The 17,356-nt window shown below is 63.5% G+C and carries 13 protein-coding genes; 6 read left to right on the forward strand and 7 right to left on the reverse strand.

The features are described from left to right. Positions 1-35: 35 nt before the first annotated feature. Positions 36-518: a MarR family winged helix-turn-helix transcriptional regulator gene (locus tag V7Z56_RS04000; RefSeq protein WP_334128063.1), complete on the forward strand. Its 483-nt coding sequence runs from the start codon at positions 36-38 to the stop codon at positions 516-518. Here V7Z56_RS04000 and V7Z56_RS04005 read toward each other — a convergent pair. Beyond that, on the reverse strand, positions 515-1,399 hold the full coding sequence (locus V7Z56_RS04005) for a DMT family transporter (protein WP_334128064.1): 885 nt from the start codon (positions 1,397-1,399) through the stop codon (positions 515-517). The genes V7Z56_RS04000 and V7Z56_RS04005 overlap by 4 nt on opposite strands. 213 nt (positions 1,400-1,612) lie before the next feature. Here V7Z56_RS04005 and V7Z56_RS04010 point away from each other — a divergent pair, with 213 nt between their 5' ends. Together V7Z56_RS04010 and V7Z56_RS04015 are read left to right on the forward strand one after the other, a co-directional pair. After that, complete coding sequence (locus V7Z56_RS04010; protein WP_334128065.1) at positions 1,613-2,650, forward strand: metal-dependent hydrolase; 1,038 nt, start codon at positions 1,613-1,615, stop codon at positions 2,648-2,650. A 148-nt stretch (positions 2,651-2,798) separates the two neighbouring features. Then, complete coding sequence (locus V7Z56_RS04015) at positions 2,799-3,731, forward strand: DMT family transporter (protein WP_334128066.1); 933 nt, start codon at positions 2,799-2,801, stop codon at positions 3,729-3,731. Between the two features lie 9 nt (positions 3,732-3,740). Here the strand turns inward: V7Z56_RS04015 and putA are convergent, their stop codons facing one another. From putA to V7Z56_RS04045, 6 genes are all read right to left on the reverse strand, one after another. Next, positions 3,741-7,454, reverse strand: a complete 3,714-nt coding sequence (gene putA / locus V7Z56_RS04020; RefSeq protein ID WP_334128067.1) for a bifunctional proline dehydrogenase/L-glutamate gamma-semialdehyde dehydrogenase PutA — start codon at positions 7,452-7,454, stop codon at positions 3,741-3,743. 177 nt (positions 7,455-7,631) lie between these two features. Next, positions 7,632-9,179, reverse strand: coding sequence for an acyl-CoA carboxylase subunit beta (locus V7Z56_RS04025; RefSeq protein ID WP_334128069.1), 1,548 nt, complete (start codon positions 9,177-9,179; stop codon positions 7,632-7,634). Positions 9,180-9,318: 139 nt separating this feature from the next. Then, positions 9,319-10,194, reverse strand: a complete 876-nt coding sequence (locus tag V7Z56_RS04030) for a pirin family protein (protein ID WP_334128070.1) — start codon at positions 10,192-10,194, stop codon at positions 9,319-9,321. A gap of 33 nt (positions 10,195-10,227) precedes the next feature. Further along, complete coding sequence (locus tag V7Z56_RS04035; protein ID WP_334128071.1) at positions 10,228-11,010, reverse strand: 3-hydroxybutyrate dehydrogenase; 783 nt, start codon at positions 11,008-11,010, stop codon at positions 10,228-10,230. Positions 11,011-11,064: 54 nt separating this feature from the next. Continuing rightward, entirely contained in the window at positions 11,065-12,840 is a 1,776-nt protein-coding gene (locus V7Z56_RS04040) for an SLC13 family permease (RefSeq protein WP_334128072.1), read from the reverse strand. 44 nt (positions 12,841-12,884) lie between these two features. Next, positions 12,885-13,274: a nuclear transport factor 2 family protein gene (locus tag V7Z56_RS04045; protein WP_334128073.1), complete on the reverse strand. Its 390-nt coding sequence runs from the start codon at positions 13,272-13,274 to the stop codon at positions 12,885-12,887. Positions 13,275-13,551: 277 nt separating this feature from the next. On the opposite strand from V7Z56_RS04045, the gene V7Z56_RS04050 reads away from it, so the two are divergent. From V7Z56_RS04050 to V7Z56_RS04060, 3 genes are all read left to right on the forward strand, one after another. After that, complete coding sequence (locus V7Z56_RS04050; RefSeq protein WP_334128074.1) at positions 13,552-14,715, forward strand: MFS transporter; 1,164 nt, start codon at positions 13,552-13,554, stop codon at positions 14,713-14,715. Between the two features lie 161 nt (positions 14,716-14,876). After that, the gene (locus tag V7Z56_RS04055) at positions 14,877-16,211 is read left to right on the forward strand and encodes a TolC family protein (RefSeq protein ID WP_334128075.1); all 1,335 of its coding nucleotides are present in this window, start codon (positions 14,877-14,879) and stop codon (positions 16,209-16,211) included. A 2-nt stretch (positions 16,212-16,213) separates the two neighbouring features. After that, complete coding sequence (locus V7Z56_RS04060; RefSeq protein ID WP_334128076.1) at positions 16,214-17,341, forward strand: efflux RND transporter periplasmic adaptor subunit; 1,128 nt, start codon at positions 16,214-16,216, stop codon at positions 17,339-17,341. Positions 17,342-17,356 lie beyond the last annotated feature (15 nt).

Consider the following 17,356-nt stretch of genomic DNA (forward strand, 5'->3'; position numbering starts at 1 on the left):
TCCACAGACTGTAAAACTACTGATATGATAACGTCATGAAAACGGGATCCGAAAAGGGGAAATACGACCGGAAAGAGGAACTTCCCTCTTCCGATTTCCGAATCATTAACTGGATCAGCACGATAAGCCAGCTCAGCGATACCACGATGCGGCAGATCCTCGATGGCACCGATGTCCCGCCGCCGCAGTTTTTCATTCTCAACCATTTCATCCATCAGCCGGACGCGCACAAGACCGTCTCCAGCGTCGCCTGGGCGATGCAGCAGCCGCAGCCGGGCATCACGAAAACCATCGCCAAGCTGCTCGCCAAGGGCTTTCTCCGCGCCGAGGACAATCCGGCCGATGGCCGCTCCAAATTCCTTTACGTCACCGAGAGCGGCATCAAGGCGCATGCCGAGGCGCGCGAGCGGCTGGAAGCGGCCTTCAACGCGACCTTCGAGGGGTGGCGGGAATGGGAGAAGAAGGACCTCTTCGCCTTCCTCGACCGGCTGAAGACCTATCTTGAGGAAAATCGCTAGGGCGTCTCGCTTCGCGACTTCGCCGGCGCGGGCGGTGCGCTCCGCAGGTTGATGATGGCGACGCCGAGCAGCGTGATCGTCCCGCCGATGATGAAGCGAAGCGTCAGCGGCTCCGAAAACAGCACCACCCCGAACACCACGCCGAACACCGGCGCGAGCAGGCCGAGCGGCGTCAGCACGGCGATCGGATAGCGCTGCAACAGGTAATACCAGCCGCCGTGGCCGATCACGGTGGTCGCCACGACGACGAAGGCGAGCGCGCCGAAGTCGATCGGCCCGGCGGTCTTCAGCGCCTCGATCTGGCCGCTTTCAAAGCTGAGCGAGAGAAGCAGCATCGGTGCCGCCGAAATCGCCCCGATCCACGCCTGCATCGACATCGTTGCGACATTCTTCACCTGCCGCATCAGGATCAGCCCGACCGACATGAAGAGCGCGGCGACAGTGACCAGCGCGACGCCCTCAAGCTGATCGAAGATGACCGGATCAAAACCGAGGAACATAACGCCGCCGAACGCCATGAGGATGCCAAGGCCGCGCCGCCAGCCGACTTTCTCCTTCAGCACGATCACCGCGAGCAGCACCGAGAAGGGCGCAATCAGCTGGCTGGTGATCGCAACGGCCGTGACCCCGCCCGCCGCATAGATGCCAAGATAGAGAAAGGAGAAGTGAAAGACGCCAACCGTGAGCGCGATCCACATCACCGTCCTCATCTGCCCCTTGACGATGCGGAGAAAGGGCGAGAGCAGCAGACCGACGAGCAGAAAGCGCAGCGCCGTGAAAAAGAGCGGCGGAAAATGATCGAGCCCGACTTTCGAAGCAACGAAGGAAAAGCCCCAGATGGCGCTGACGGCAAGGGCGATGAGAAGATGCGGCAGGGGCATTCAACAACCTTTTTCAAATCCTGCACACGGGATGCAAGCCACCGAAGGCGCAAATACGATGGACAAGAGCGGCCGCGACGTTATTTATGGTGTCTGGCATTCAGATGTCGCGACGGATGTGCAGGCGCCAATATTCCAGCTTCATCCGGACAATGCAATTGGAAGTTCGGCCGCGGGCGACGAATTCTCGCGGCGGGGTGCGCGGAGCAGTCGATGGATTCAGTCACACAATTTCTGTTGGGGGCGAGCATTTCGGGCGCGCTGCTCGGACCGCGCATTGGCGCGAAATCGCTCCTGATCGGCGGGCTGGTCGCGACGCTGCCCGATCTTGACGCCTTTATCCCCTATGACGATCCCATCGACCGGATGACGCATCATCGCGGTTTTTCCCATTCCCTGATTGTCCAGACAATGGTGACGCCCGTGATCACGCTGGCGGTTGCCAAAATCGTCCCGGCGGCGCGCGCGCATCTTAAAACCCTGCTCGCGACAATCTGGCTCGTGCTGGTCACGCACAGCCTGCTCGATGCCCTCACAACCTATGGAACGCAGCTTTTCTGGCCGTTGCAGGTCGGCCCGCCCGTCGCCTTCCCGGCCATCTTTATCATTGATCCGATCTACAGCCTGCTGCTGCTTGCGGGCGTGCTCACGATGCTTTTTGCACGCCGGAAACCGGGCGGCGGCCTTCGCGCAAACCGCCTCCTTTTAGGCATCGCGACGCTTTATCTTGCGCTTGGCGCGGGCGGCCATCTCCTGATCAAGGAGCGGGCGGCGGCGGATTCGCGCCTGCATGGCATGCGCCTCCATGTCCAGCCGGCGGCCTTCAACCTGCTGATCTGGCAGGTGACGGGCATTTCGGAGGAGCGGCTGGTCACCGGCATGATGAGCCTTGCGGGCGACTGTTCGCTTCGCCATGTGGTGACGGCGGAGCGCCACGCGCGCCCCGTCGGGCTCACTGAGGTCGGCCCCTCCGTCCGCCGCCTTGAATGGTTCACGGACGGGTTTTACAGCTATGGCATGACGGGCGGTGCGGCGACGATTACCGATCTGCGCATGGGGTTTTATCCCGATTACGCCTTTACCTTCAAAATCGGCGAGACTGCGGCGAACGGGACCTATGCCGCCATCGCGCCCGAGCGGCTCCGCCGCGGCTATGACGAGCGGGCGGGCGAGATGGTCGCGCTGATCCGGGATATGGCGCTCGACTGCGAGGCGGGCAGCGATGTTGCGAGCGCCCGCGCCGCGAAGTGAAATTAACGCTGGCGGCAACGCCGGCCCCGGACTAGGCTTGGGGAAAGAAGAAAAGACGGCAGGGGGCGACAATCGAACGCGTTGCAGCAAGGAGCGCCGGCAGAGGGCGACGAGGCGGGAGAGCGCGGGTTTCCGCGCCGGATATCGCATGAGCGCACCGCTTGACGGAGAGGCCGGCGGGCAACCGGCGGCGGTATCGCGGCTGAGGCTGCTTCTGCCGCATCTCTCCCTGCTCCTCTCGGTCGCGCTGCTCGGCTTCTCCTTTGTCGGCATCCGCACGATCATGAGCGGGCATGACGCGCCCGCCTCCCTCGGCTTCCTCCGCTATGGCCTCGCGACGCTCTTCCTCCTGCCGTTCGTGGCGCTGCGCCCCGTAAGGCTGCCGCCACCCGGCGTCCTGCTGACGGTGCTGCTGCTTGGCGCCATCCAGTTCGGTGTCTTTCACCTGCTCGTCAATACGGCGCTGCAAGACATTCCGGCCTCGCGCGGGGCGGTGATTTTCTCGCTGATCCCGATCCTGACGATGCTGATTGCAACGCTTTCGGGGCGCGATACGCTGAACGGGATCCGTCTCCTCGCGGCGCTGCTCTCGGTGCTCGGCGTCTCGCTCGCCATCGGGGAGAAGGCCTTTGCCGATGCGGCGGGCGGTGGCGGCTGGAGGGGAGAGCTGCTGTTCTTTATCGCCGTGTTCTGCGGCGCGACCTATAACGCCTTCTCCAGCCGGCTGATGCAGAACCGCTCGGTCGTGCTGCTCACCGTGATCGGGATGGGCGCGGGCACCCTTACCATTTTCCCCTTCGCCTATGCCGAGGGGCTGCCGGCAGTCACGGCGGGCTATTCGCTTGAGAACTGGCTCTGGATCCTCTTCCTTGCGATCCCGGCGGCCGCCGTCAGCCTGCTCCTCTTCAACTGGGGCCTCCAGCAGCTCTCCCCCTCGAAAGCAGCGATCTACGTGCCGATCGCGCCGATCATCGCGGCGGCCTCAGGCGCGCTCATTCTGGGCGAGCATCTCTCCAGCCTCTTCCTGATCGGCCTTGCCTGCGCGGTTCTCGGGCCGCTCCTCGTCAACTGGCGGCGCTGAGGCCGGCGCTCAGGCGTCCCCTGCGGCGAGCAGGCGCGTGTTGCCGCCCGATGCCGTCGTATCGATGCAGATCGCCCGCTCGGCCACAAACGGCTCCCACTCCCCGGCGCCCGTGATAAGCGGGACGATCGGCCCCTGCCGCGCCGCCAGCGCTTCGCGAAACGCCGCGAGGTCATACTGCCCGGGCGAGAGCGCCAGGGCGTCCAGATGCGGGGTCTGGCGGACGAGCTGCGGCGACATCGGGGCGCGGAGCAGCGCGAGCAGCCCGGCAAGATCCGCCTCATTTCGCATTGCCCGGGCGAGCGCATCGAGCGCGGGCGGCGCATCGAGCAGCAGCACGGCATTCCCCGTCAGCAGCGCGAGCGCGGCAATCTCCGCCGCCGCCTCTCCCGCCGCCAGCACAATCCCGCGGCCATGCAGGCTGAGGCGGTTGCTCTCCCCCGTCGGGCCGGCAAGATCCTGGGCGCGCGGGCTGTAGTCGGACGCGCGCTCAAGCGCGGCGCGAAAATCCGTGGCGACCTCCCCGTCGAGATCGTTGATCACCTTCTCCAGCAGCTCGCGGCGATCCTCCCGCCGGTCCCATTTTCCCTGCGCCGCGCGCGCTGCCGCCACCACGGCGGGCGGCACGGTGGTTTTCACGACCTCCGCCTCAGTCGCGCCGGCGGGCGATCCTTTTCGCCGATCCGCGCGCCGGCGCAGCGGTTTCGCCGTCATGAAGCGGCGGAGATAGAGCGGCCCGCCGGCCTTCGGCCCGGTGCCCGAGAGCCCCTCCCCGCCGAAGGGCTGCACGCCGACGACCGCGCCAATCTGGTTGCGGTTGACATAGAGATTGCCGACATGGGCAAGATCGCACACCTCCTGCACACGCGTATCGACGCGGGTATGCAGCCCCATGGTGAGGCCGTAACCGGTCGCGTTGATACGGCGGACGACCGCGCCAAGTTCCTCGGCGCGGAAGGTTGCGATATGCAGGATCGGGCCGAAGATTTCCTTCTCCAGCGCCTCGATCCCGTCAAGGTGGAAGGCGGCGGGCGCAACGAAACAGCCGTGGCGCGCAGCGGCAGGAAGGGCCAAGCGGCGGATCAGGCGGCCGTCGGCCTCGAGGCGTTCGACATGCGCCTCGATCGCCTCTTTCGCCTCCAGATCGATGACCGGCCCGACATCGACCGAGACATCCCACGGATTGCCAATTTTAAGCTCATGCATCGCGCCTTCAAGCATGCGGATCACTTTTTCGGCGACATCTTCCTGCACATAGAGCATGCGAAGGGCGGAGCAGCGCTGCCCGGCCGACTGGAAGGCGGAGGCGACGATATCGCGGACCGCCTGTTCGGGGAGCGCGCTCGAATCAACGATCATCGCATTGAGCCCGCCCGTCTCGGCAATGAGCGGCGCACCCGGATCGGCATTGGCCGCCATCGCCCGGTGGATCAGCTGCGCCGTCTCGGTCGAGCCGGTGAAGCAGACCCCGGCAATATCGGGATGGGAGGTGAGCGCGGCGCCGACGCTCGCCCCGTCGCCCGGGAGGAGATGCAGCACATCGCCTGGAATGCCCGCCGTATGCATCAGCGCGACGGCGCGCGCGGCGATGAGCGGCGTCTGCTCTGCGGGCTTGGCGATAACCGCATTGCCGCCCAGCAGCGCCGCCGCGATCTGCCCGGTGAAAATGGCGAGCGGGAAGTTCCAGGGCGAGATACAGATGAAAATGCCGCGCCCGTCGCGGTCCGCGAGCGCCGGATCGCTGCGCAGGCGATGCGCATAATAGCGGCAGAAATCGGCCGCCTCCCGCACCTCCGACATGCCGTCCAGCAGCGATTTCCCGGCTTCGCGCGCCAGCAGCGCCATCAGCTCGGCGCGGTTCTCCTCATAAAGGTCGGCGACGCGCTCCAGCAGCGCCGCGCGCGCATCGCGGGATTTCCGCCGCCATGACGCGGCGGCGCCTTGCGCGATCCGCATTGCCTCCGCCACCTCGTCCGGCCCCGCCTCAATCACATGGCCGACGACATCGCGCCGGTCGGCCGGGTTTCGCACCTCCCGCGCGCTGCCCGCCACCGTGCGCCCGCCAATCACGGGCGCGGCCTGCCAGACGGATTTGGCGAAGGGCGCCCGCGTTGTCTCGAACGCCTCCAGCACGGCCGGGTTCGGGAAGTTGAGGCCGGCGGAGTTGCGCCGGCTCTCGCCATAGAGATCGGCGGGGAGCGGGATGCGCGCATTGGCAATCGTCGGATAGCCGAGGATCGTCGCCACGGGATCGCGCACCACCTGCTCGGGCGGCACCTTTTCATCCAGCACCTGGTTGACGAAGGAGCTGTTGGCGCCGTTTTCCAGAAGCCGGCGGACGAGATAGGCGAGCAGATCCTCATGCACCCCGACGGGGGCGTAGATGCGGCAGCGGTTGCCGACCTTCGCCTTCACAAGGTCATGCAGCCCCTCCCCCATGCCGTGCAGCCGCTGGAACTCGAAATTGTCCTCACCCCCCGCCATATGCAGGACCGCGGCGATGGTATGGGCATTATGGGTCGCGAACTGCGGATAGATGTGATCGGTCATGGTGAGGAGTTTCCGCGCGCAGGCGAGATAGCTCACGTCGGTCGCCGCCTTTCGCGTGAAGACCGGATAGCCGTCATAGCCCATGACCTGCGCCAGCTTGATCTCTGTATCCCAATAGGCGCCCTTGACCAGCCGCACCATGATTTTCCGATCAAGCCGGCGGGCCAGCGCATAGAGCCAGTCGAGCACATATGGCGCGCGCGGGCCATAGGCCTGCACCACGACGCCGAAACCGTCCCAGCCCTTGAGATCGGGATTGGCGAGCACGGCCTCAACAAGATCGAGCGAGAGATCGAGCCGATCCGCCTCCTCGGCGTCGATGTTGAAGCCCATATTGGCATTTTTCGCCTGAAAGACGAGCGAGGAGAGACGCGGCACAAGCTCATCGAGAACGCGCTCGCGCTGGCTGTATTCATAGCGCGGATGCAGCGCCGACAGCTTGACGGAGATGCCGGGATTGGTCCGGACATCGCTGCCGTGGCTCCGCTCCGAGATGCGGGAAATGGCCTTCGAATAGGCCATGAAATAGCGCTTTGCATCAGCGCCGGTGCGCGCCGCTTCCCCCAGCATATCGTAGGAATAGCTGTAGCCCTTCGCCTCCATCCCGCGGGCGCGCTCCATCGCTTCATCGATATTGCGGCCGAGCACAAACTGGTGGCCGAGGATCTTCATGGCGCGGGCAACGGCCGTGCGGATCACCGGCTCGCCGACGCGCCGGACCAGCCGGCGCAGCTGCCCGACGACATCGAGCCCTTCATCGCCCAGCGGGTGGATCACCTTGCCCGTCAGCATCAGCCCCCAGGTCGAGGCGTTGACGAGGGGCGAGGCGGATTTGCCAAGATGCCGGCTCCAGTCCGCCGGCGCGATCTTGTCGCTGATCAGCGCGTCCACGGTGGTATCGTCGGGAACGCGAAGCAGCGCCTCGGCAAGGCACATCAGCGCGACGCCCTCATCGGTGGAGAGGCCGTATTCGCTGAGAAAGGTTTCCATGACGCCCGGGCTGTCGGCGCGGCGCAGCTCGCGGACAAGCCCTGCGGCGGTGGCGGAGATGTCCGCCCGCGCCTCGTCGGGAAGGTCGAGACTGTTGATGAGCCGCTTTACGGCGTCAGCCTCGTCGGTGATGTAATGGTGGCGGATTTCCTGGCGCAGACTGTGCAGCGATTTGACGGCCATGGCGGCGAATGTTCCCTGACTGAAGCAAGATGGACCTTGCCCATCTTACCCGCAATCAGGGAGACGTTGTGACTAAATTAGCATCTTCTTACGCGCCAAAGTCGCGCATCAGGCCGTATTTACAGTCCGGATGCGCTTTTCTGCCTGCGAACGGCAGGCGATGTGACCTGCGCTGCTTTATGGGCGGACGCCGAAGCGCGGCTCTCCCACCTCGCGGAGCGGCGCGGCCATATCCGCAAAGTCGCAGAGCAGGCGGCGCGTATCGCGCGGATCGATGATCTCCTCGACCATGAAACGCTCGGCTGTGCGGAAGGGGGAGCGAAGGCGGTTGAGCCGCGCCTCGATCTCCTCGAGCTTGGCCTTGGGATCCTCCGCGGCCTCGATCTCCGCCTTGTAGGCGGCTTCAAGGCCGCCGGCGATCGGCAGCGAGCCCCAGTCGCCCGACGGCCAGGCGTAGCGGACGTTGAAGCGGCCGGCATTCTGATGCGCCGCGCCGGCAACGCCGTAAATCTTGCGCATCACGATGGAGCACCACGGCACCGTCGCCTGCGCCACCGCCGCGAAGGCGCGCACGCCGTGGCGGATGGTCGCCTGCTCCTCCGCCTGCCGGCCGATGAGGAAGCCCGGCACATCGACAAGATGCACGACTGGCAGATGGAAAGTCTGGGCGAGATCGACGAAGCGGATAACTTTCTGCGCGGTATCCGCTGTCCAGGCGCCGCCGAACTGGTAGGGATCGCTCGCCATCAGGGCGACCGGCCAGCCATCCAGCCGGGCAAAGCCGGTGATGCAGGAGCGGCCCCATTTGCGGCCGATCTCGAAGAAGCTGTCCTTGTCGACGAGGGCATCGATGATCTTGCGGGTCTTGTAGACTTTGCGGGGATCGCGTGGGATCGCCTCGATCAGCCATTCGTCGCGGCGCGCCGGATCATCGCCGGTCGAGGCCCGCTCGGGCAGCTCATAGACCGACTGCGGCAGGTAGGAGAGGAAGCGCCGCGCCATCTCGAAGGCTTCTTCTTCCGAATTCGCCTCATCATCAACCGCGCCGTTGCGGGTGTGGATATGCGAGCCGCCGAGCTCGTTCTTGGAGAGGTCCTGCCCGGTGCGCGCAACCACGGGCGGGCCGGCGACAAACATCTGCGAGGTTTCCTTGACCATCACCGAATAGTGGCTGGCGGCAACGCGCGCCGCGCCGAGACCGGCCGTGGAGCCAAGCGCGAGGGCGACAACGGGAATGCGCGAGAGATTCTCGGTGACGAGATCCCAGCCGCGCACCGCCGGGATATAGGTGCGCCCGTCATCTTCGATATTCTTGACCGAACCGCCGCCGCCCGTGCCATCGACGAGGCGGATCATCGGCAGGCGGAGCGCATGGGCCATGCTTTCGACATGGACCAGCTTCTCGCGGATGCCCGCATCATTGGCGCCGCCGCGCACCGTGAAATCATCGCCCGCAATCACGACCCGGCGTCCGTTGACACGGCCGCGCCCGGTGACGAGGTTGGCGGGCTGCATGCTGACGATATTGCCGTCCGCGTCATATTCAACCTTGCCGGTGACCGAGCCGACTTCCTCGAACGTGCCGGCATCGAGCATCTTGTCGATCCGGTCGCGCACGGTCAGCTTGCCGGCGCCCACATGCCGGGCGACCTTCTCCGGCCCGCCCATTTCAAGGGCCAGCTGCTTGCGCTTTTTAAGTTCTTCGACTTCTTTTTCCCAACTCATAATCGGCCTCCTTGTTATTGTTGTTATCGGACGGCTGACGGATCACAACGCGGCATGGCGGCAACTGAACAGCCCGCGGATATCAAACCGCCCGATATGCGCGCTGTCAACTCTTTCGATGGGGATTCAATCCTGGCGATCAGCCGGGGAGCGGCACGAAGCTCTCCTCCCCCGGCACCCTGGGGAAGCGTTGCGCCTGCCAGTCCTCCTTCGCCTGTTCGATCCGCTCCCGCGTCGTGGAGACGAAGTTCCAGTACATATGGCGCCGCTCCGGCAGGGGGTCCCCGCCGAGCAGGGCGATCACCGACTCTTTACAGGCGGTCACGGTAACGGCGGGATTGCTTTCGAGGACGGCGAAGCTGCCCGCCTCAACGCGCTCCCCGTCGATCTCGATCTCTCCCTCGGCGACATAGATCGCGGCCTCCTCGTAATCGGGGGCGAACTGGATGCAGGCCCCCGTCTCGCAGCGGAGATCCGCGAAGAAATAGGGGCTCAATGTCCTGACGGGCGAGGTTGCGCCGAACAGCGATCCGGTAATCAGCCGCCCGGTCCAGCCGTCGCCGGAAAGCTCGGGCAGATCCGATTTCGCGGTATGGCTGAAGGTGGGGGCCATCTCCTCATGCTCTTTCGGAAGCGCGACCCAGAGCTGCAACCCGTTGAGGCGGCGGCGGGTCCGGCGGCTCTCCGCGCTGCTCCGCTCCGAATGGACGATGCCACGGCCTGCCGTCATCAGATTGACGTCACCGGGATAAATCTCCTGCACCGAGCCAAGGCTGTCGCGATGCAGGATGGAGCCTTCAAAGAGATAGGTCACGGTGGCGAGGCCGATATGCGGATGCGGCAGGACATCCAGCCCCTGCCCCGCCTCGAGGACGGCCGGGCCCATGTGATCGAGAAAGACGAAGGAGCCGACCGAGCGGCGCGCGGCAACGGGGATCAGCCGCCGGACGGTAAACCCGCCGATATCCTCCGTCCGGCCGACCAGCCGAAGCGCAATACTGCTTTGCTGCCCCATATCCACCTCACCTGCCCTGTTTCGATGTCAACTCTACTGCGCCGTCCAGCCGCCGTCGATGCTGTGCGTCGCGCCCGTGATATTTTCGGCCGCGTCGCTGCACAGGAACACCGCAAAGGCGGCAAGCTGCTCGATTGTCGTGAATTTCTTCGTCGCCGCGGTGGCCAGCATGATGTCGTTGATGACCTGCTCCTCGGTCATGTTGCGGGTCCGCGCGGTATCGGGGATCTGCCCCTCGACCAGCGTCGTCCAGACATAGCCCGGGCAGATCGCATTGACGGTGATATTGTCGCGCGCAACCTCGAGCGCGGCGGTCTTGGTGAGCCCGGCGATGCCGTGCTTGGCGGCAACATAGGCCGCCTTGTTCGGCGAGGCGACGAGTGCATGGGCGGAGGCGGTGTTGATGATCCGGCCCCAGCCGCGCGCCGTCATCAGCGGGATGGCATGGCGCATGGTGTGAAAGGCGGAGGAGAGATTGATGGCGATGATCGCATCCCATTTCTCGACGGGAAATTCGGCAATCGGCGCGACATGCTGGATCCCCGCATTATTGATGAGGATATCAAGGCCGCCGAACGCATCGACGGTCATTTTGAACATATCGGCGATCTCGTCCGGCTTCGTCATGTCGGCGGGGCTGTAGAGGCAGCGGATCGCATATTCAGTCTCGAGCGAGCGGCGCAGCATCTCGATTTCCTCCGCATCGCCAAAGCCGTTCAGCACGATGTTGCATTTCTCGCGGGCCAGCGCGCGCGCATAGCCCTCGCCGATGCCGGAGGTTGACCCGGTGATGACCGCCACCTTATCTGCTAACATATCGCGCCTTCCCTATATTGCGTTACGTGATGTCCGTCCCGGACGGCAACATGACTACAGCGGCCAGAAAAATAGAATGGCCGGAATGGAAACTGCAATGATGAGTATTTCCAGCGGCAGGCCCATTCGCCAGTAATCTCCGAATTTATAGCCGCCGGGCCCCATAATCAACGTGTTATTCTTATGTCCGATCGGCGTCAGAAAGGCGCAAGAGGCGGCCACGGCGACAATCATCAGAAAGGCATCCGGGTTGGCGTCGAGCCGATTGGCGATATCGACGGCGATCGGGGCGCTGACAACCGCCGTCGCCGTATTGTTCAGAACATCCGAAAGCGTCATGACGATAACCATAAGGACTGTCATCACGATCACAATCGGCAACCCCTCGGTCAGATCGACGATACTTCCGGCAATGAGGGCCGTTCCCCCTGTCGTCTCAAGGGCGGTGCCGAGCGGGATCATGGATCCCAGCAGAACGATAACCGGCCATTCGATATGGCTGTAGACTTCCTGTACCGGCACGATATCGAGCACAACATAGGCAATCACGACCGCCGCAAGCGCAACCGCCAGATAGAGCCAGCCAAAGCTGGCTATCGCAACGGCCGCGGCGAAGATACCGGCGGCCAGTCCGGCGCGGCGATACTGGGTCACCGACAGCCCGCGCTCGGCGAGCGGCAGGACACCGAGCCACTGCGCCACCTCCGGCACCCGGTCGACCGGGCCGAGCAGCAGCAGGATATCCCCCGCCTCGATAGTCAGCTTGCGGACACGGTCCCGGAATTTCTTCCCCTGGCGCGAGACCCCGAGAAGGGTTACGCCGTGACGGGTCATCAGGCGCAGCGACATGGCCGAGCGGCCTTCGATGCTGGCCAGGCGCGGCACGACGAACTCCATCAGAACCATACCGCCGGCGGCCGCTTTCTCATGCCGCTTCTCACCATCGAATTCCAGTTTCATGGCGCCGCGGAACTGATCAATGCCCTTCGCGCCAGCATCGACGACCAGCAGATCCCCCTCGCGGATTTCCACATTGCGCGCCATTCCGGCGAGCCGCGTGTTGTTCCGGACAAGACCAACGATCGTCGCATCGCTGTCATCGGCCGCCGGATCGAGCTCGCGCACCATCTTGCCGATGGCGGGCGACCCTTCGGGCACCAGAAGTTCGGCGAGATAGCCTTCCTGATCCAGCAGATCGACAGACGGCGCCGCGCTGTCTTGCGAGCCGGGGATCAGCCGCCAGCCGATGAACATTATAAAGAGAATGCCGACCACCGCACAGATGAGCCCGACGGGCGCAAAATCGAACATGCCGAAGGGCACACCAAGCGCATTTTCGCGGTAGGCGGCGATAATGATATTTGGCGGTGTCCCGATCAGGGTGATCAATCCGCCGAGGATCGTCGCGAAGGCGAGCGGCATCAGCGACAGCCGCGGCGAGCGCTTGGCTTTCGCGGCGGCGTGCAGATCCACCGGCATCAGCATGGCGAGCGCGGCCACATTGTTCATAAAGGCCGAGAAAACCGCGCCGAGGCCGCCCATCGTCGCGATATGCGAGGGCAGATTGAGGTCCATCGAGGTGAGCTTGCGAGTGATGAGGTCGACCGCGCCGGAATTCATGAGCCCGCGCGAAACGACCAGCACCAGCGCGACAATCACCGTTGCCGGATGGCCGAAACCGGAAAAGGCCTGCTCCGTCGGCACCAGACCGAGGATGAGCGCCACCACCAGCGCCGCAAACGCCACCATATCATAGCGCCAGCGCCCCCAGATCAGCAGAATGAACACAATGACAAACAGGCCGAACAGCAGAATTTGATCCGTGGTCATGTTTTCCCCTTCGCTACCAGTACGCTAACCGGGGCCGCTCCCTGTCAGCTTTGTTTCATCAGCATCGTCGCCATCTTCTGATGGACCATGTCGATCGCCTTCAAGGGGCGGATCATGACTTTAAAATCGGTAATCCGTCCCGTTTCGTCCCAACGAATGAGATCGACGCCGTTGATCTGGATGCCATCAAGCGTAGTCGTGAACTCGAGAACCGCATCTTGGTCGCCGACAATCTCGCGGACGTACGTAAAATTATCGCCGTTCAGCACCTTGAAGGCGGCCATCAGATACATCTGCGTAAGGTCGCGGCCCCGCTGCGGCGTATGGACCACGGGGCTGTGAAAGACCGCCTCCGGATGCAGCAGCGCGTGCAGCTTGCCCGCGTCCTTGGCCTGCAAACATTCGTGCCACGCGGCAATTGTATTCTCGATCATTCTCCCTCCCCTTCCTGTCAAAGGATGCCGTTCCCGGCGTTCAGGGTAATCTGCCTGCGGCAGAATTGATACAGCAATCCGTGAAATATCGCGCGCGCCCTGCGACACTAAAAAATTGATGCGCGACACCCTGCTATATGTGATAAGACTGTTTCAAAGAAAACAATAACCTCACGTAGCGGGAAAGGGCGAATTCTTGTCCGCGTTTCATTCTCCTGGCGACCCCCAATCATCCTATTTAGACAGTCGTTATTCGTGGTTCCGTCTCTTCATTTCCGTGCTGATCGGTATCGTCGGCAGCGCCGGCATGTGGTCGGTCGTGGTGGTTCTGCCGACCGTGCAGATCGATTTCGGTATCGCCCGCTCCGAAGCCTCCATTCCCTACACCGCGACGATGATCGGCTTTGCCCTTGGCAACCTTATTTACGGGCGGGTGATTGATCGACACGGGATCGTCTATCCGCTGCTTTCCGCCGCGATCCTCCAGACATCGGGCTTTGCGCTCGGGGCGATGACCGGCAACGTCTGGACGCTCGCCATCGTGCAGGGACTGCTGATCGGCGTCGGCGCAGCGATCTCCTTCGGGCCGCTGATCGCCGATGTATCGCACTGGTTCTCGCGCCACCGCGGCATCGCCGTCGGCGCGGCGGCGAGCGGCAACTATCTTGCCGGCGTCTTCTGGCCGCTGCTGCTGAAAGAGGTTATGGAGGTCGGCGACTGGCGCGACGCCTATCTCGTGGTTGCCGCAATCTCCCTCGTCACGCTGGTTCCGCTCGCTTTCCTGCTGAAGCGCCGCCTGCCGTCGCATGTGTTTGACGCGGCCTCAAGCGCCGGCGGCGGGTCGGGCCTTTTGCAGATTGATATCTCGCCGCGCCTGCTGCTGATCCTTCTCTCGATCGCCGGGGTGAGCTGCTGCGTCGCCATGTCGATGCCGCAGGTGCATATCGTCGCCTATTGCGCCGATCTCGGGTTTGGCGTCGCGACGGGGGCGGAGATGCTCGCGCTGATGGTCGGCGGCGGCGTTGTCAGCCGGCTGGCGTCGGGCTTTCTTGCCGATTATATCGGCGGCGTGCGCACGCTGCTGCTCGGCTCCTTTTTGCAGTGTCTCGCGCTCTTTCTCTATATCCCCTTCAACGGGCTTGCCTCGCTCTATATCGTCTCGCTGATCTTCGGCCTGTCGCAGGGCGGGATCGTGCCGGCTTACGCCATTATCATCCGCGAGTATCTGCCGGCGCGCGTCGCCGGCGAGCGGGTCGGGCTGGTCATTATGATGACGGTGATCGGCATGGCCCTCGGCGGCTGGATATCGGGGCTGATCTACGACCTGACCGGTTCCTACCAGGCGGCGTTCATCAACGGCATCGCGTGGAACATGCTCAATATCGGGATTATGGCGCTGGTTCTGTGGCGGACGAGGGAGCCGTCACGCCGGCCTGCGTGAGGCGGAATATTCGCGGAAAATGATCCGCGAATTTGCTCTTGCTAATTCTCGCTCCTGCTGTTTATAAGGCTGCGCCAAACGCGTTATCGTTTTGACAGCGCAGGGCTAAGCAATTAATCTTGCCAGTCCGAATCGCACTCGATCAAAGGGGGGGTATCGAGGTGAAACCACGTCTGACCGTCGCTGCCGTTCTGCTTGTCCTCGGAACGTGGGCCTGTCCTGCCGTTGCCGAGGACGCACCGCTTCTGACCCTCGAAGAAGCGCTGCATCTTGCGCGCGCGCAGAACTACCAGATGAAGAACGCCGGCCTGCAGATCGACGTGGTGGAGGAGCAGAAAAAGGCGGTCGCCGCGAAACGCTATCCGCAGCTCAGCGCCGAGATTCGCGGCGTTCGCAATTTCGTCGACAGCGAATACACCTTCGAGGAAGGCTCGCTCGGCACCGTCGCCGGCAGCCCCGTTCCCTCCAGCGATGTGTCGATCGACACGGCGAAGGGCTTCACCACGCATTATTCCCTGACCGCGACGCAGCCGCTCCTGCAGCTTTACGAGATTAATCTCAACGTCGACAAGCTGGAGACAGAGAAGGAAATCGCCCGCCAGCAGTCGCGCCAGACGGAGCAGTCCCTCGCCTTGCAGGTGAAGCAGCTTTACTATCACATCCTCAGCAGCGAAAGCGCCATCGAGGCGGCAAAAGCCTCCGTGCAGTTCAATGAGGAGCTGGTCAAGATCCTCCGCGACAATGTCGCCGCAAAGACCGAGCTTGAATATCAGCTTTTAAACGGCGAAGCGCAGCTCGCCTCGGCGCGCCACACGCTGATGTCGGACAGCAATGATCTTCTGACCGCCAAGCAGCAGCTTAACATCCTTCTCGGGCGCGATATCTCGACGCCGTTCCGCGTCTCCTCAACCGGGGCCGCACCGCAGCTTGTCTATGATCCGTCCGTCGCCGCCGATCTCGCCGTCGCCAACCGTCCCGAGACAGAGGCGGCGCGGCTGCAGGTCAAGGCGGCGGAAACGGATCTTGAAATTCAGAAAACCGGCTACCTGCCGGATGTCAACCTGGTCGCAAGCTACGGGCGCACGGAACAGACGCGGCTGATCCCCGATGAAAGCCTTTATGTCGGCATCTTTGCGAAGTGGGATTTCTTCACCTGGGGCGCCAATGAAAGCAAGGTGTCCGGCTCGCGCCTCGCGCTCTCGCAGGCGCAGAATTCGCTCCGCGGCAACGAGGATCAGGTGCGCGCCGAAGTCAGCCAGAATATTCGCAATCTCGAGCTTGCCCGCGCCCTTGTTCCGGTCACCGAAATGGCCAAGAAGGCGGCGGAGGAAGCGCTCCGCGTCAGCTTCAACCAGTATAAGGAGCGCGCCATCCTGCTCAGCGATCTGCTGAATGCGCAGGCCGAGCTGGAGGAAGCGAACGATAACTATCATCAGGCGCTCCTCGGCGTGTGGAACGCCAGCGCCGCCCTTGAACAAAGCCTTGGAGCAGAATGAACATGAACCGGTTTGCCGCCGCCGCGTGCACCCTGATTGCCCTTGCCGTCCTCGGGGCCTGCGATTCCGAGAGCGAGAAAGAGGCCGCGCCGCTACAGCCGGTCCGGGCTGAACCGCTGTCGGCCGACGCCGGCTTTACCGATATCCGTTACACCGCCAATATCGAGGCGAACACGCAGGTCAACGTTACCTTCAAAGTGACCGGCTATGTCACCTCGCTGTTGCAGGTGACGGAAGCCGGCGGCACTGCCCGCGCCGTGCAGGCGGGCGATCTGGTAGCACAGGGAGCGGTTCTTGCAACTGTCGACAACAAGGATGTCCGCAACAGCCTGACGCAGGCGCAGAGCCAGGTGTTTTCGGCGCGCGCCAATCTCACCAAGGCCAAGCAGGACTTCGACCGGGCGAAGTCGCTCTATAACTCCGGCAGCATGACGGCGCCGAATTATGACGCCGCGCGGCAGGAATATGAGAATGCCGAGGCGCAGCTTGAGAACGCCCTCGCCGCCGAAAAGACCGCCCGCAACAATATGGCCGACTTCGACCTCATCGCGCCGCTCGGCGGTGTCGTCCTGCAACGCAATGTCGATATCGGCACCCTCGCCTCGCCGCAGGCGGTCGCCTTCGTGATTGCCGATACCAGTACGGTCAAAGCGGTGTTCGGCGTACCCGACAGCACCGTGCAGTCGCTTAAAATCGGCGATCAGATCACGCTCACCACACAGTCGCTGCCGGATCAATCACTGCGCGGGCAGATTTCCGAGATCGCCCCCGCCGCCGATACCAGCAGCCGCGTCTTCAACGTCAAGGTGACGCTGGATAACAGCGACAATCTGCTGAAAGTCGGGATGATTGCCTCTCTTCGCCTGCCTAGAGACGCCGGGGCGGCGCGCGAGGGTCCGCTGATCCCGCTCTCCGCCGTCGTGCGCTCGGCAGGCAATCCGGACGGATATGCGGTATTCGTGCTGGAAAGCGAGGCGGAGACCACCACCGTCCGGCTCACCGACGTGCATCTTGGCGATGTCCATGGTAACCGGATTGCGGTGCTCGGCGGCCTTGATGAAAAGGCGCGCGTCGTCGTGAGCGGCGCCTCATTCCTCCGTGATGGCCAGCAGGTCGCAGTCATCCCCTGATCAACCCTAGACGTT

Origin of the sequence: Sneathiella sp. (assembly GCF_036844445.1) — a bacterium.
In the GTDB taxonomy this organism is placed as follows: domain Bacteria; phylum Pseudomonadota; class Alphaproteobacteria; order Sneathiellales; family Sneathiellaceae; genus Sneathiella.

Coding starts and splice junctions, on each gene's coding strand:
- V7Z56_RS04000 (WP_334128063.1), top strand. CDS start 36: ATGAAAACGGGATCCGAAAAGGGGAAATACGACCGGAAAGAGGAACTT.
- V7Z56_RS04005 (WP_334128064.1), bottom strand. CDS start 1,399: ATGCCCCTGCCGCATCTTCTCATCGCCCTTGCCGTCAGCGCCATCTGG.
- V7Z56_RS04010 (WP_334128065.1), top strand. CDS start 1,613: ATGGATTCAGTCACACAATTTCTGTTGGGGGCGAGCATTTCGGGCGCG.
- V7Z56_RS04015 (WP_334128066.1), top strand. CDS start 2,799: ATGAGCGCACCGCTTGACGGAGAGGCCGGCGGGCAACCGGCGGCGGTA.
- putA (WP_334128067.1), bottom strand. CDS start 7,454: ATGGCCGTCAAATCGCTGCACAGTCTGCGCCAGGAAATCCGCCACCAT.
- V7Z56_RS04025 (WP_334128069.1), bottom strand. CDS start 9,179: ATGAGTTGGGAAAAAGAAGTCGAAGAACTTAAAAAGCGCAAGCAGCTG.
- V7Z56_RS04030 (WP_334128070.1), bottom strand. CDS start 10,194: ATGGGGCAGCAAAGCAGTATTGCGCTTCGGCTGGTCGGCCGGACGGAG.
- V7Z56_RS04035 (WP_334128071.1), bottom strand. CDS start 11,010: ATGTTAGCAGATAAGGTGGCGGTCATCACCGGGTCAACCTCCGGCATC.
- V7Z56_RS04040 (WP_334128072.1), bottom strand. CDS start 12,840: ATGACCACGGATCAAATTCTGCTGTTCGGCCTGTTTGTCATTGTGTTC.
- V7Z56_RS04045 (WP_334128073.1), bottom strand. CDS start 13,274: ATGATCGAGAATACAATTGCCGCGTGGCACGAATGTTTGCAGGCCAAG.
- V7Z56_RS04060 (WP_334128076.1), top strand. CDS start 16,214: ATGAACCGGTTTGCCGCCGCCGCGTGCACCCTGATTGCCCTTGCCGTC.